Raw genomic sequence first — 14,582 nt, 5'->3', positions numbered from 1 at the left:
CGGAACCAACCATGCCCTTAATCATCGTGAATATTGCGTCTGATTGAATACCTACCGATTCTTCGCTTATCTCTGGCCCGAAGGAAAATCTAGGCTTAGAATTGTTTACTACCACCGCATTACGTTTGCTCATCTGCGCTAATGCTTTCTTATTTCTTGTTTGGATTACTCGCTCTTGGGGCTCCTTTACTGTCTCAGGTTTGTCGTAGTCTATCATGGTCCGATCATCCTCTCCTTAGGGGGTATAATACAGTATATTCCCCTGGAGAATGGCACAGACCACGCCTAGTTAATTTATATTCGCGCGTATTCCTCGATATAACCAACGCTTCCCTAATCACTAAAGAAAATTTCCCTAATGAATTCGTCTCAGATCAATCGGCATGCCCTACCCCCTTGCTGCTTCGAATCTGATTGATCTGAGGGGCATCTGACAGGAATGTGGTGTGTCTTTGGTGAATGTAGTATGAATGAATTTGTTTTGCATTCACGGATAAAGCCATATTTATGAAGGGGTTTTTCATGATGAATGCATGGTGAATGTGTGAACGTGAATGAATGAACGCGCGAATTGAGCATGAATGGAGGCGTGAACAAATGGAATGGCTGACGGTTCTGCAGGTAGCTGAACGTACAGAGATACCGCCGGAGACGGTTCGCCGGTACATAACCCGGCACAGTCTGCATTTGCAGATTAAGAAAGGGCATAAATCGTATCAGATTGCAGAGAGCTGCGTGTCGGTGTTTATTCAGATCAGGGATCTTTACAAGGAAGGTAAACAGGCTGATGAAGTAGAATCAGCCCTAGTTAAAGCCGGCCGTCCAACTATTGTGACCGTGAATGAATCCGGTGAATCCGTGAACGTAAACGTGGTGGAGGCCTTAGTAGCACTGGATTCTAAGATGAATGCAATTGCAGCCATGCTCATGAACGTGCATGAACGTTTGAATGCAGGTGAACAGGATCGTGCTGCCATGAAGGAAGAAGTGCAGATAATCCATGAACAGGTCATGAACGTTCATTACGAAGTATCGGCTACGACTGAGCAGATGTCTGAACGGATTGTGAATGTAACGGGCGAGATTCGAGAGGAAATTATGAAGGGGCAGCAGCAAACAAAGGTCGAAAATGATGGCCTGCGGCAGGATCTTGCTGAGACTCGTTGGGAGTTGTCGCAACAGATGAGGGCAGGAAACCAAGATCTTGCCGCTAATATTCAGGAAGAGCGTAGCCGACAAATGACGGAACGATTGACGGAGAGACGGCTTGAGAAGCAGCTGCGAGCTGAAGCATTGAAAGCGTGGAAAGAGAAGCCTGAAGTTGAACGTATGAGAAAGGTCGGGGTGCTCTGGAAGAAGGAGGAGAACGTCGAAGCTCGTAACGATTTTGTTCAGAATTACGTCGACGATCGACTAGAACAGCGGATACAGGAGGCGTATAACTCGGATGAGCGATAATCAAAACGTACTCCAGTTCAAACCACGGATGCAAGCGCAGCTGCCTGTAGCAAAAACAGAAGAAGAGCTGAAGGCATGGGATCAGGGCTACACAATGTACATCCTAAGCAGAGGGCTGCAACTAGTGGCCGAAGAATCAGAGATTGTTTCGGATCACAAGGCTGTAGAGAAGATGAACATTGCTATTCGTGTAATGGCCGAAGCTGATTACGATAAGATGACTAAGATCGTTACGAATCATCTTCTTATCCAGCGCGCATTCATTGGCAAGGAAGAACGGTACGCTGAATTGAAAGAATCGGCTGGGTATGAAGTGGGGGATGATGCGGAATGATCGGCGAAGAGCCTAAAAATGAACGCCAGCGCCGCGCTCAGGATCGCTCGCGCGAGCAGCTGGAGAATCCACCTCTTTTGGATTTGGATGCTTTAGCAAAGGAGATAAGTGAGATGCTTATTCCGGCTGACTTCGAGATACCCAACGTCGAGGTCATAGAGCTGGAGGATGGTCGCGTTATGATCCGTGAGCTGGACGAAGATGGGAATCTTGTCCTTGAGACGTTCGGAGGACGACCGCCAATCGTCGAGATTGAGCCGAGGCAATATCACGATGTATGGAACTGGGAATGTGATTTAGGTGCTTTAATCGTCGCACTGCAGCGGGTCGGCCTGAGTCGCGAGCAGATCGCTCGAGTCCTGGAAGAGAATAAGAAAGCGGCGAGTGAACTACGACCGGATCAAGCTGCACTGACTTACTGGAAGTTCATGAAGGATGAGTAATTTTTCTATGAAACTTCCATGTTAATCCTTCCGTAATATACACATTATACCAATTGTGTGGGAGGATGCAGGATATGGAGTACAGTCCAGTCGATAAGGATAAGGAACTACGGAAACGGGTCGCTGAGTATGTCCGGAAACAAGAAGAGCAAGCCGCAAAATGGAAGAAGAAAGAAGAGCGGTGGAATCGCATTAAGAGAAATGCAATGCAAGTCGGTCCCTTAATTATGGGGGCTGCGGCACTTATTTACGCTCTTTCGCAAGATAAAGCGGTGGCTGCTACTATGGGGGATACTAATGAGGGTACTTGGACCTCGACGACAACATTGGGCGGAGATAGTGGATTTAAACGTGAAACTACGGTAACGTGGAAACGGAACTAAACGAGAATACTCGTCCAAACTCAAGGAAGCCGTTGGATTCGTCCTGCGGTTTTTTTAGTTTGATACGAATTACCACGACACGATGTTCGGCGGTAAAGTCATTGTAGAAGGGAGGGCGCTTGCGTGAACTTGGCGGAAATAATAGGGGCGCTGCGGAAGGCAAATGAGAAGCACCGAGAGGTAACACTAACTCTGATCGATGGCAACCAAGCTTCAGGATCTGGCGAAGCCGTTACAGAAGACCTGCGCGTCAAGCTGCAGCATGACAATGGGGTTGACTGGATTCCCTCATAGACGTTGTAAACTTGTCTGTGTTTCTACGGCTAGAAGATCCTTGGGATCCAAGGTAATAGCAGTAATCTGCCTAGAAACTTCTTCCATTACGTGATAGATTATAGATGGAGACTCTTTTTCTAGGGTGCGTGGGCACAGCACATTAACTAGAAAAGGGTCGTGGTAGCAATGAAAAAGCTGCTTAAAGCAGTAGGACAAGTTTGGATGAGGGCAGTATCGGCAAGACAAAGATTTACAAACTACCGTGTACTAAAGCGGTATACAGTATGGATGAGCGCAATTTTTATAACATTACGAATGATTCATCATCTTATACTGGAAGGCTCAGTTTACTTAGCCTGGATAAAGTTCATCTTTACAATGCACATCTTTACTTAACCGAATAACAGCTAGGGAACGTAATGAGCCTATCTGCTCCTAGACCAAGGGGAGCTACTGGCCCGCGTTGGTTCGTTACTGAAGCTAGTTGGCAACAAAGAAAAAAGACCCTGTCGACCAAGACGGGCCTTTTTTCATTACCAGCACATTTACCAGCGGGGTCGCTCGAGCAATATAGGACGCATATTTGTCTAGATGAGGTTTTTGGGTTGGCTAGTTCCGTACTAGCGCATACCCGGTTCCCGAGGCACTATTTACCAAATAGTGTCGGATTGCCCTTTTCGGAGCTTAGATCGATGGATATTGCGTGCACGTGACACAGGATTTCCGACATGGTAATAGTTTCGCCTCCCTCACTAGAAAATTGCAGTGGGAAAATTGTGATATTACCCACTACACCCCTAGAGTATTACTTGCGTTGACTATTGTCAATAAAAGGTTACCGTCAAGACTGCGTGGTAGCCACTGTCACGATTCAGACCGATGACAGATGTCGGTGATCACGCCCGACGAATTGCCTGCATGGGTGCCATTCGAATGTCATACAATTCCATGCCGACTGTTAAGGCATGGTCATCGTAATCCCCTCCTGAAAGCACTAATACTTTCTTGTTATGATCCATATCCCTAATCCGGGCTATCCTTTTTCCCTTGTCAGTGTGGCACACCCTTCCATCATGTTCAGCGAAAAGTAATGGTTCCCGACTTTTGCGATCTACAAAACCAAAGTCAATGCAATATTGTCTCACACCGTGACCTCCCGTAACCCAGTACTGGGGAATGATGTCGACATCAAGATCTTTATCAATTCCTAGCTTCTTGAATGCATTGTAATCACGTTGTTCAGAGGGATATTTGATAGCTGGATGCCAATGTTCCTGTTCAAACATAAGGCGTACATTTGCAGCACGCATATTTATGTAACCTAGCTCCGTATATGCAGGAAAAGAAAATGAATAATAGTCCACTAACCATTCCCTAATTAGGTGATCCGCAAGTTCTGTAGTGATATTGAGTTGTTGCTTAATAAAATTGGAATACAAAGCAATTGGATTAAAGAACGGATCAAATGGATCATATGTCACTGTCATGTCAAGGTTCCTCCTTAAATTTAGGAAACTATGAATCTAGTAACATTGTGTCCATGCTGATAGAATTGCAGACATCCTCCTGTGGAACTCAAAGGACATGCGTAAAATTATCATTACACAAGGGTATGTTGACAATTTTGCATTACCTAGGATATTGTATAAATGTAACCCACTCTAGGAGGATGATGAAATTATGAAAGTCCATGAACTTGAATTCGCTTCTGTTGTAGAAACGGCACAACTGCTGAACGTGACGCAACGTAGAATCAAGACTCTGCAGAAGGACGATCAGTCCTTTCCGCAGCCGTATATCGAGTTGGGTGTCGGACCGATTTGGAAGACCGAAGTGATTCTTGCTTACAAGACGGCTTCAGACGCGAAGTACGATCGAGTGAATCGGATTCTCCCGCCTCATCGTCAGGTTACGAAACACGGTCAGGGCAGTGATATGAAATCGATTTGGGAGATGCATAACGCCGTGAAAGACAACGAGATCTCGAAAGACGATATGAAGGAAGTTCTAGTTCAAAACGGATGGTACGACTACTATAGAGGTCTCTCGCGAAACCCATTGGTGTAATACAAAGTCCCTGGTCGTTGTCGGCCAGGGACTTTTGCGGATTCAAAATCGGATTTACGCACGTTCTGTAGTTCTGGCGGCTGGCATGGATGGCTGCCCTCGAGTTTTGCAACATAGTATGTTTGCAGAAGGTGCTTGAAGATGGCTGAAAGGCCCCCAGCCCCCCTTGGGGGAGGGGTATTGGATCAGGGTGCTTCAAACATACCCGAAGACTAGCAGATTATTTGGAAAAATTTGAGACCTATAGGCAGACATGCCGTATAATTAGGCATAGCCCTCTTATGAGGGGAGATGAAAGGAGTGCTGATTGTGATCGGCGACTTTATATTATCCCCTTGTTCTTCAAAGAAAGGTAACAGACACGGATAATCGAATCAGGGCGTAAAGAGGGGCTGATGCCTTCCCTCATTGTCTGCCATTGGGTGGGCAATTAAATGAAACGGACCCGGTTCTGCCCTTTATACCATGAGCTATTAGGGGTTTAAACACTGCAGGTCACGGCTGCTTAAGTCATGGTCACTCCCACAGAAGCACGGGACGCACCCTTTGCGTTGTTGAGCAAACTCAAGGAACACTCTTGGCCTACCATAGCTGAGACTCCAAGGGATTCAATTAACTGCAAGAGATGTTGAAGTAAACAAACGTGAAACAAAGTCCAAGGGGCGTGCGTGCCTCCTGGACTTTTGTTGTTCTTGAAGTGCTGGGGACCAGCAACACAAAAGGGTAGTAGGATTTTGTCCCACTACCCCTCTTCTTTTTATTGCTCAACTTCTGATCCTTCAATGAAAAGTTGAATTCTTGACATCATTACTTCCAAATCTTCATTACGGTCCTTCAGACGTGTTGCCCAGCTTCTTCCCGGATGTAAGACATCCCATCTCGATTTTTGCTGATTGTACCTTCCACTTCCCGGATCATGATTACCAAATCCGTCGATAGCTTTGTTCCATATAGGCTGGAACATTTCAATCAACAAAGACTCACCTAGGGGAATCCATATGTCATCTACGACCAAGTAACGGCAATGGAAATCCTCTATATCCAAGTTAGTGGCCTGTTTAATGGATTCAGCATGCTCAGTAAGCCTTTTATACAAAACTGGCCCGGATAACAGATCTAGGCCGAATCCCCCTTTTCTTGCACCAGCGGGAACAGCCTTACCTACGTAAATTGGTTTGTTAAACTGTCCATCTTTGTTTTGGTCCGCTATGTAGGAATATAGGGGATCATTTCCTGTATAGTAGATCGCATAAATACCAGCCCCTATGAAAGTGTTAACTGGTGGTAACGGGCTGACAGGGCGTTCTAGCATTGCCTTCATGACACTGTCAGCTAGGCTTCTCTTATCTAACGGGTTATACGGTGTTTCCGACATCATCGGCCTCCATCAGCCAGTTGAGCTATCCAGATACTTGTGGATGCTGCTGGCCACAATGTTAGCTAGTTGGACTGGAACAGCGTTGCCGAGCTGTCGCATGCTTTCTGTCCAAGATCCGAAGAATTGATAGTTATCAGGGAATGTCTGAATCCTAGCGCTTTCCCTGACTGAGAAATAGCGCACACTACCATCTAGGCGAACAAGCATGTTTTCCCCACCTGGAACACCATGATCTCCTGCTTTAATTGTTTTGGCAGGTGCATCTAGCGGACTTCCTGTATGGCCGGGGTATACTCGGGCCCCAGGGTTGAATGAATGATCCATAATATTGGATGCTTCAAACTCCGGATCAGGCAGGTCGGATATTGCATCACGGACAGTCTTCCACGGTGCTGTAGTCAGCAGTTCCAACTGCTTAAGTTTGTTAATTGTATTTGTCATTCTAGCAGGCATTTCAGGACGGTGTTTCTTTGCAATCTGATGTAAATCCCAGTATTCACCCGTTACCCACTGGCTAACAAGCAAAGAATTGTGAGAATGAGTGGCACTTGGGAACGCCCACTCTTCGTTCATGTCCGATCGGAATGCAACGATAATGACCCGTTCACGCTTTTGTGGAACACCATAGTCAGCAGCATTAACTAATCTAAAGACCGTCCTATACGTAAGTCCCTTATAGTTACCCTTTGTATGATATTTCTCTAGACGTGCTAAGTGCTCGTACCACTCTTCGTTAGGCTTTTGAACAACCTCAGGGTATTGAAGTTGTAGAAGAATGTATTCAAAATAACTACTGAACTTCTGCCTTAGAAGTCCCTTAACGTTCTCAATTATGACCACTTTAGGTTTTGTCTCTCTTACGGCACGGATCATCTCAGGAAACATGTTCCGCTGATCATTATCCCCTTTGTGTCGTCCGCCAAGTGAGAAAGGTTGGCATGGCGGTCCACCGGCCAAGAGATCAATTCCTTCATGCTGTTCAAATGAAACTTCTCTTACGTCACTCTGGATGATGTTCCAACTTTTTTTATTATGGGCAATGGTATTGCAGGCATCCTTGTCCCACTCAACTAACAGCTTTGGCTGAAAGCCTGCTGCAGATATGCCTAAAGCTAGTCCACCCCCACCAACGAATAATTCTACTGAAGATTTTGTCATGAATATGTCCTCCTAGTATGAGCTACATGTATTCCATAAGTGGTTTCGTAAATCCTGCTTTCCCCTAAAGTACAAATCTTTCTAAGTCGTCCTCAATTTCTTCACTGGTAATGCCTATGTAAGTCAGTGTTATTGCAGGATGGCTATGGTTCAGAAGCTTCTGAAGTTTCGCTACGTCCTTTGTCTGCTTGTAGAGCCAATACCCAAACGTCTTCCTGAGCGTATGATTTCCCACGCTTTCCACGTTTGCAAAGTCAGCTGCCTTCTTAAGCTGTCGGTAGGATTGTGTAGGCGTGATAGCCCCATCACCTTTGCGTGAAGGGAATGCCCATTCGCTGTCTACGGTGCCCAGATAAGCATTCAGCTCTTCGTAGATGTTCCCCAGCTGTAATTCCCGTGTTTTCCCGGTCTTACCTTCCTTGACCACGACACGCTTCTTACCGCGCAGATCCTTAACCTTTAGCTTTACGAGGTCACCAACACGCAATCCCGTATTGATCCCAATCAGGAACAGTATGTAATCACGTTCGCTACAGTGGCGATGCAGCGCCCACTTCATATCATCGATCTGCTGTTTGCTTCGAATCGGCTGTACGTCCTTGATCTTTAATTCCATTTCCAATTCCCCCAGTAAAATCGGTGTTCTGAACGTACGATATTTTTGACTTGAATCTATCGTAGCACATTTACCGGGAAATGTGAGCCCCTTCAAGGAAATGAACGTACGATTTTAAGTATAATCGTACGTTCAATAATTAAACAACAAAAAGAGCCAAGCTGCGCGCTTGACTCTCATATTTCAACAAATCTACCTATCATTACTACTTGACAAACGACAAATAAATCCTTAGTATAAGGATTAGGAGATAGTGTGCCTATTTCTATGGACTCTTCCATTCGGGATTCTGATGCTACCAACACCAGAATTGCGATGCGTACACTCTACAAAACGACTTCAGGCACTACTATAACACGAGAGAATCGGCTTTTGCAAGCGGTTTTCGTATACTCGTTCGTATACTACGTGGTGTTCGCATCACTGTTCGTACATAATAATGGTTGGAGTTAACTGTGTATCATCGACCAAATGCAAATCAAAAAGAGTCCCAATTAAGGGGCTGAAAATCGAATAGGTGTGCTGATCTCCGAGTACAAACAAGGAGGTCATTCACATGAAGGCTTGCTTTTACCCAAGAAGCACCCATGTGAGACAACACGACCGTAGGCCGCACCCAGTGCGTGCCCACTACCGTGGCGGAAGGTACATAGCGTACAATCCAATGCGTAGCGGTTCCGTTGTCTCCGAACACTGCCGCAGTTAGTTTGCCAACAACAAGATAAGCAGTGTAGTCGTCCGTCGCCAAGTCACCGCAATTATACATTGCAGAAGCCCTCGTTATCATAACGGGGGCTTTTCTTATTTTTGAGGAAGGCTGTTGGAATTCCTGAGATCGGCAGCAGTCGGAGCGATCAGCGGCCTTAACCTCCGTTTCACTCCGGTGCACCCTGTCGGGCTGCCAATGTTCTTCCTCGTTAGGGTTTAACGTTCAGATCTCAGTGTCTTGAAGAATGTGACGAGCGGTAGCGAGACCCCAAGGTGAAGCCGCAGGGAGTGGGTTTGATTGATAACGGTTCAACTATCTTTATAACAGATAAAGAAATAATACTTTTGAAAAAGGGCTGAAGCCCTTGGTACCACTGCGTTCGACTCACTTTCGTAGTGTATCTGTGGTGATACACTTTGTCTTGAATTTGATACACCTAACTTCTGGTAATCCCCTTTGAATACTTCACTGTGCGCGGCAGCTTCAATCCATTTTCCTTGAAGTGCTCCACTTGAGCCATGTCTTTCGCGATCTGCTTGCCCTTCCACGCTAGTGAAGGATTCACCACGTAATGCTGTGCCTTCCCTTGTCCAGATGACAACATTGCCACGATCCCAGCGTTCTGCAACTCTCGTAACCCTCGACTCATAGTATCCTTGTTCATGTTCGTCAGCGCAGCAATTTCGCGTCCGCTTAATGGCTTGCCATCGTTCACAACAAAGTTACTGTTCCAATCCAAGTAAGCAATGCAAGACAGGAAGGCAGCGCGTGCACTGTCCGACAACTTAACTTCCTGAAGGATGTACTGAATGTTAGTGCGGTAAATCTTGATATGGTGCGGCTTACGACCTAGTGCTGTTTCTTTCCCGAACTCTTCTTCCTTGCTGCGATCTCGCACAAAGACAGATTGCCCTGGGCGAATCCATCTTTGCTGCAACGTCAGTTCATCAATGATTACGCCATCCTCATCTACATATTGTTTAACGATTTCTCCTCGATCGTTAGTGTAAGTGTGCTGATACAAATGTGACATGTTTACTCCTCCTATGTTGCTTTCAGCATCCTATAACAGAAATCTGCCCGGCTGCTGACCATCTAAACAAAATATCAGCAATTCTCATGGATACTGACAGAAGAGCAAATATGAAAAATTGAATTGGCGGCGAAAGTGCGTGGTTACGCCGAATTCGAGGTAATTAACGTGATTAACCTTCATGCCCTTAATCAAAAAAAGTGGACGATCACGGCACATTCGAATGCCGTAACCGCCCACGATAATTACACCGTCAAAGCTATTTCCAACTTCCGTTCCTCTGCTGTCAATTGACCTGAAGCAACAGTAGCCGCATCAGGATTCATCGTGAACCATTCTTCAGGATCACCCACGAACTGCGATACCCGCTGTCCAAACATCTCTGAAACCTTATTTTTAACGGCAAGCCCATACAATGAATTTTGGAGAAGAGAGTTTGCCGTATCCCTTAATTGAACAGCTTCGCGAGCTTCAGGAGTTAAAGATCGATCGCGAACCTCACCCAGTGCTTGGACGAGCATCGTGCGGTACTTTGGTGCTTCGGTTCCTGCAGCTGTGAGGATTGGCTGTACCAAGGACGTAAATTCAGCTCGAACCATTTCAGCAGCGTATGGCGTACTTATGCCGTTAATGAATTCACGTAATAGCTCAGCAGAACGATGTGCCGGCGATAATAAGATGTCGCTCCGCAAATCTATCAGCTGCCTGTTTAATCTATCGATCGTAACTGCGTCCGGCTTCGGTACAGCAGCGTGAACAAGGTCGTCAGACAGCTTGCGTGCCTTCCCTGCTGCTTCTCGGTATTCAGTCACCTGTTTACGTAGGTGGTGCATCAATTCCCGGCGTGAACGCCCTTCAAACGTTTCTAGCGCGGCATCCCTTGCGTTGCCTTGGAATGTTTGACTGATCTTATGGCGGCTGACAGCGAGCCCCTCTATCTGTTTCCTGAAGGCAGCTGTAGCTGTCTCCTCGATCTCATATGCTTTATCAATAAATCCACGGGCTTCTTTAAGCTTTGTCATTGTCGGTATCCCCTTTGTTGTCGTCATCATTGTCTGTCATGCCAAGCTGGATCTTCAGCTGCTCGATCTCATCATTAACTGCTTGGAGTGTTTGCTGTTCCTGCAGCGGTGCTGGCCTCAACGTAATATCCTGATTATTCAAAACGTTCATGGCCTTCAGCATGACCTCGATACTTTTGATACTGCCGCCTTCCATGCATTTTCGCATTAATACCGAAAGGACTTCGGGCAACCCTTCAGAAACCAAGGAGATTGTGCGCTGCTTTGTATAATCCGCGAAGTGCGGATCACGCCGCCAGTCAAAAATTGTTCGCACTGACACGTCATACATGTCACCAAGTTGCTCGTAACTCATCCCGTTTCTTCCTGGAGTCGCCAAGATTTCCGCAACGGCCATCTGTGTAGCCGACAACTCACCTTTCGTATAGCGAACAATTTGGCTCATTTCGGTACCGCCTTCCTTCCTCTAGTGCTCTTTCCTTCGTATTGCCGTGCTATTAGCTGTGGGATCAGCTGAATGATTCGTTGCACTGTTGTGCCTGGCGCAAAATAGAGAACATGTCCCTGACCGTTCGGCAGCTTAATCATGGCTACACACGGACGGTTATTGCCTTGGCGTTCAATACTAACGCGCACAGTTCTTCACCTCGCAAATGAGTTCGCCTAAAGTGCGATCCATATCGATCTGGAACGCCAACTTGCGCTGTATACTGACCGTCACCGGCTTTACTCCACGTTCCATGGCTGATACATACTGAGCGCTACAATCTAGCAGCTCTCCCAGTTCCAGCTGACTAAGGTCCAAGACAGCCCGTAATAATCTGAGTGTGTTGCCGTTGATGGGATTCACGCTTCCTTTGCCTGAGAATAGGAAAAGGCCGCCCATTTTCAGGACGGCCTTTCATTTAGGTAGAACCAAGATTCGGCTCTACTTATTACCCAAGTAAAGTAGATATATACAACCTAGAAGTTGACGAAATGTCACTGTGTGCCCAAATTGTGTTGACAGATATGCTGTAAATGTCAATAACGACGCGGGTTTCACGTTTTCAAAGGGGGATTGAGATTCTAGCAATTTTCGTGGTAGAATTACCCTAATATATTAACCCCAATAAATGCGAAAGACACCTTCAACTTTGGCCGGTTACAGGTGTCCTTCTATCCACGGGCAAGCCCGTGCTTATTCGATTGATGCCATTTTATCACGGCTTCCATCGGGTAGGCAAGCGTGTTTGTGCCTAAATCTGAGGAGGCTTTTTGGCATGTCAGAAAATCGTATGGAAGTCATGTGGGGCGTTGCCCTACTAGACGAAGGGTTTACTTCGATTCCCAATCTCATTATTCGCAATTATCGTAAGCTAGGCATCGAGCACGGTGAATACGGATTTTTGAATCAGCTACTCTCTTATAAGCATGATAGCCGCGATCCATTCCCTAGCCGTGAACTGCTAGCCGCAAACATGTGCTGTTCCGAACGCCAGATTGATAAGTGGGTCAAATCGTTACGTAACAAAGAGTTACTGCGAACGGGTCGCCGCCGGAACATACATAATAAACAATGGGACAATACCGTCTACAATTTCAAGCCGCTGCTTGATGCTGTCTATCGTTTGGTTGGGGAAAAGCCTCTTCCATCCTTACAGATCGAGTATGAAGTGATATGGGATGATGATCCACACGTACCTGAGGTACGCATGGGTTCGGTACCTGAGGTACGCATGGGTTCGGTACCTGAGGTACGCACTAAAAGAAAAAAGAAAAAGGACCATAGAAAAGATGATTGGATGATTGGAGCATCGGCAGAAATCGCCGCCGCTTTTGAATCTTCTGTACCAGAATCTGACGAAATTTATGAAGCCCTTGTAAACCATGTGCCGAAAAACTGCTTCATAGATGGGCTTCCATTAGGATTCTCGGACATTGCTGCAATTTATCTGATGCTCATCAATCAGTTTGAGAATCGCCTATCCCCTGATGTCGTTCGAATCGCTTGTCAACTATATTACGATCGTAGCCAGAACATCATTGTATCCAATCCAACAGGCTTCTTTCATGACCGCTATAATGACGCTATAAAGTTATGGAAAGCATCTCAGCGACCACAACGGGGTGTGGGCAAGTGAGCTAAGCATAAGCATCCCCTGCCTTCTACGCTTGCTCGTTTTCAAGCAATAGAAGGTATGCATGCTCAATTAATTTGGCAGTAAGTTTGCGGAGGTTACCACCGTTTTCGAACCGGCCCAAAGTTTGCGGCGATACGCCTAGCTTTTTCGCTACATCACTCTGGCTCAGCTTCAGTGTTTCTCGCCTGCTTTTAAAGCGCGTTCCAATCTCGGCCTTTGCTATGGCGTTTTGACGTATAAAGCTATTTTCTTTCTTGTCGTCGTTCATCAGGCAATTATAGTGCCACAAATCTCCGCATTGTGCCCAGCTCCGTTCTTTACGATGAATGGGTTTATAGCAAGAGCAGCAAAGTCCCTTATATTCTTTGGTGCCAGTTTTATTCTCAGGATGATCCGATGGCCCTAATACGGTAGCCTCTACTTTACTCACTCTTTCTTGAAGTTCCCGATGTCCCTGAGCAGCCATTATAACTTCTTCATTAAGTGCTTTGGTGCTTTCTGCAAATCTCAAAAAATTATGGATTACTGCATATTTGTCCATTTCCATGAGTTCTTCACGAAGGCCTTCCAGATCAATGTTAAAGTTTCTGTCGTTGTTGTCCATGAATCTTCACTTCCCTCTTCAGTTGTTGTTCAAGACGGAATATCAGGGTCTTGGTCGTGTTCTGACATCCGATGAATAACAGGAACTGATCCGGCAGCTGACCTTTGGACAAAAAAAGTGGCCGCGCTCCCAATGAAGAAAGTGCGGCCAAACGTTTCATTTACTCATCTTGCCTTATAGTAAAGGTCGAATGATAGCATATAAACCAGTCAGTAAAAGTAATCCTACTCCAAGTGCTATTAACATAAATAAAAGAGTAATGTAGTCATCTTTGTCCATTTATGCACCTCACTTATTCGTGCATTTTTCCATCATCATAGCATTTCTGCAATGATGCATTTGGATCACAATCTCTACGTTCATATGCTGTTTGCGATGCTAGTATCTTGTAGAGTATAAAGATAGCTATTACTACACCAACAATGATCATAACTACCTTTTGTGTCTCGTTCTTAGATTCAAGCTGTTGTAACCTCGCTTTGAATCGTTTCTCTTCTTCAGGTGTCACCCAACCACTTCCCTTCAATGTGGAATAGCTACATTATCATCAAGATGGTTTTTGATACGAATTGTATCAATTGTCGATTTTAATGTATCATGCAGCCCCTTCCCCTGTACATCCCCTGCTCGATCCGCTGAAGTTGACGTTCGGCTGACAAATAAAAAAAGCCGGGATTCCCCCGACTTTGGGCGCTGTCTATTTGTGTTCATTGTACATCATCATTATGTTGTATTCGATTTGTTTGACAACGGCTAGGCTTACATCGTAATTATTTGCAGTTCGGCCTAATGCCGCGAAAACACGTCTCGGTCCCTTGTTTGGATCGTTAAGTAAACTGGTTATTCGGGCTTCTGCGGTCGGCGAAACGGAACCAACCATGCCCTTAATCATCGTGAATATTGCGTCTGATTGAATACCTACCGATTCTTCGCTTATCTCTGGCCCGAAGGAAAATCTAGGCTTAGAATTGTTTACTA

The 14,582-nt window shown here is 45.7% G+C and carries 18 protein-coding genes; 7 read left to right on the top strand and 11 right to left on the bottom strand.

The features are described 5' to 3' along the window. Positions 1–217, bottom strand: a 217-nt coding sequence (locus AC0YNS_RS31540; protein ID WP_475784826.1) for a hypothetical protein, incomplete at its 3' end; no start/stop codon positions are given. Between the two features lie 380 nt (positions 218–597). Between AC0YNS_RS31540 and AC0YNS_RS31535 the strand changes: the two genes are divergently transcribed. The 5 genes from AC0YNS_RS31535 (at position 598) to AC0YNS_RS31515 (ending at position 2,912) form a co-directional block, all read left to right on the top strand. Continuing rightward, positions 598–1,458: a hypothetical protein gene (locus tag AC0YNS_RS31535; RefSeq protein ID WP_475784825.1), complete on the top strand. Its 861-nt coding sequence runs from the start codon at positions 598–600 to the stop codon at positions 1,456–1,458. Then, positions 1,448–1,792 (top strand): hypothetical protein, encoded by a 345-nt coding sequence (locus AC0YNS_RS31530; RefSeq protein ID WP_475784824.1) that lies wholly within the window; start codon positions 1,448–1,450, stop codon positions 1,790–1,792. The genes AC0YNS_RS31535 and AC0YNS_RS31530 overlap by 11 nt, the downstream gene beginning before the upstream one ends. Further along, positions 1,789–2,235, top strand: a complete 447-nt coding sequence (locus AC0YNS_RS31525; RefSeq protein WP_475784823.1) for a hypothetical protein — start codon at positions 1,789–1,791, stop codon at positions 2,233–2,235. The genes AC0YNS_RS31530 and AC0YNS_RS31525 overlap by 4 nt, the downstream gene beginning before the upstream one ends. A gap of 74 nt (positions 2,236–2,309) precedes the next feature. After that, positions 2,310–2,618 carry a hypothetical protein gene (locus tag AC0YNS_RS31520; protein ID WP_475784822.1) on the top strand — a complete coding sequence of 103 codons (309 nt, stop codon included), beginning with the start codon at positions 2,310–2,312 and terminating at the stop codon, positions 2,616–2,618. A gap of 123 nt (positions 2,619–2,741) precedes the next feature. Beyond that, positions 2,742–2,912, top strand: coding sequence for a hypothetical protein (locus tag AC0YNS_RS31515; protein ID WP_475784821.1), 171 nt, complete (start codon positions 2,742–2,744; stop codon positions 2,910–2,912). An 878-nt stretch (positions 2,913–3,790) separates the two neighbouring features. Here AC0YNS_RS31515 and AC0YNS_RS31510 read toward each other — a convergent pair. Next, the gene (locus AC0YNS_RS31510) at positions 3,791–4,381 is read right to left on the bottom strand and encodes a hypothetical protein (protein ID WP_475784820.1); all 591 of its coding nucleotides are present in this window, start codon (positions 4,379–4,381) and stop codon (positions 3,791–3,793) included. A 193-nt stretch (positions 4,382–4,574) separates the two neighbouring features. Between AC0YNS_RS31510 and AC0YNS_RS31505 the strand changes: the two genes are divergently transcribed. Beyond that, positions 4,575–4,961, top strand: a complete 387-nt coding sequence (locus AC0YNS_RS31505) for a hypothetical protein (protein WP_475784819.1) — start codon at positions 4,575–4,577, stop codon at positions 4,959–4,961. A 757-nt stretch (positions 4,962–5,718) separates the two neighbouring features. On the opposite strand, the gene AC0YNS_RS31500 is transcribed toward AC0YNS_RS31505, so the two are convergent. From AC0YNS_RS31500 to AC0YNS_RS31470, 7 genes are all read right to left on the bottom strand, one after another. Further along, positions 5,719–6,339, bottom strand: a complete 621-nt coding sequence (locus AC0YNS_RS31500; protein WP_475784818.1) for an Eco29kI family restriction endonuclease — start codon at positions 6,337–6,339, stop codon at positions 5,719–5,721. A 9-nt stretch (positions 6,340–6,348) separates the two neighbouring features. Next, entirely contained in the window at positions 6,349–7,497 is a 1,149-nt protein-coding gene (locus AC0YNS_RS31495; protein WP_475784817.1) for a DNA cytosine methyltransferase, read from the bottom strand. A gap of 64 nt (positions 7,498–7,561) precedes the next feature. Then, entirely contained in the window at positions 7,562–8,113 is a 552-nt protein-coding gene (locus AC0YNS_RS31490; protein WP_475784816.1) for a tyrosine-type recombinase/integrase, read from the bottom strand. Positions 8,114–9,258: 1,145 nt separating this feature from the next. After that, a complete protein-coding gene (locus AC0YNS_RS31485) occupies positions 9,259–9,855 on the bottom strand; it encodes a hypothetical protein (protein WP_475784815.1) in 597 nt (198 codons plus the stop codon). Positions 9,856–10,100: 245 nt separating this feature from the next. Next, complete coding sequence (locus AC0YNS_RS31480) at positions 10,101–10,877, bottom strand: hypothetical protein (RefSeq protein ID WP_475784814.1); 777 nt, start codon at positions 10,875–10,877, stop codon at positions 10,101–10,103. Then, positions 10,864–11,322, bottom strand: a complete 459-nt coding sequence (locus AC0YNS_RS31475; RefSeq protein WP_475784813.1) for a phBC6A51 family helix-turn-helix protein — start codon at positions 11,320–11,322, stop codon at positions 10,864–10,866. The genes AC0YNS_RS31480 and AC0YNS_RS31475 overlap by 14 nt, the downstream gene beginning before the upstream one ends. Before the next feature lie 180 nt (positions 11,323–11,502). Beyond that, positions 11,503–11,763 carry a helix-turn-helix domain-containing protein gene (locus AC0YNS_RS31470; RefSeq protein WP_475784812.1) on the bottom strand — a complete coding sequence of 87 codons (261 nt, stop codon included), beginning with the start codon at positions 11,761–11,763 and terminating at the stop codon, positions 11,503–11,505. Positions 11,764–12,139: 376 nt separating this feature from the next. On the opposite strand from AC0YNS_RS31470, the gene AC0YNS_RS31465 reads away from it, so the two are divergent. Beyond that, positions 12,140–13,000: a helix-turn-helix domain-containing protein gene (locus AC0YNS_RS31465; RefSeq protein WP_475784811.1), complete on the top strand. Its 861-nt coding sequence runs from the start codon at positions 12,140–12,142 to the stop codon at positions 12,998–13,000. Between the two features lie 25 nt (positions 13,001–13,025). Here AC0YNS_RS31465 and AC0YNS_RS31460 read toward each other — a convergent pair whose 3' ends face one another. Both AC0YNS_RS31460 and AC0YNS_RS31455 read right to left on the bottom strand, forming a co-directional pair. Next, positions 13,026–13,604, bottom strand: a complete 579-nt coding sequence (locus AC0YNS_RS31460; protein ID WP_475784810.1) for a helix-turn-helix domain-containing protein — start codon at positions 13,602–13,604, stop codon at positions 13,026–13,028. 697 nt (positions 13,605–14,301) lie between these two features. Continuing rightward, the coding region (locus tag AC0YNS_RS31455; protein WP_475784809.1) for a hypothetical protein at positions 14,302–14,582 on the bottom strand (281 nt) is incomplete at its 5' end.

The sequence above is a fragment of the Paenibacillus sp. J22FR21 genome (assembly GCF_056269135.1).
Note: the sequence above shows the minus strand (reverse complement) of the source record. Positions and strands in the feature narration are given on the sequence as shown.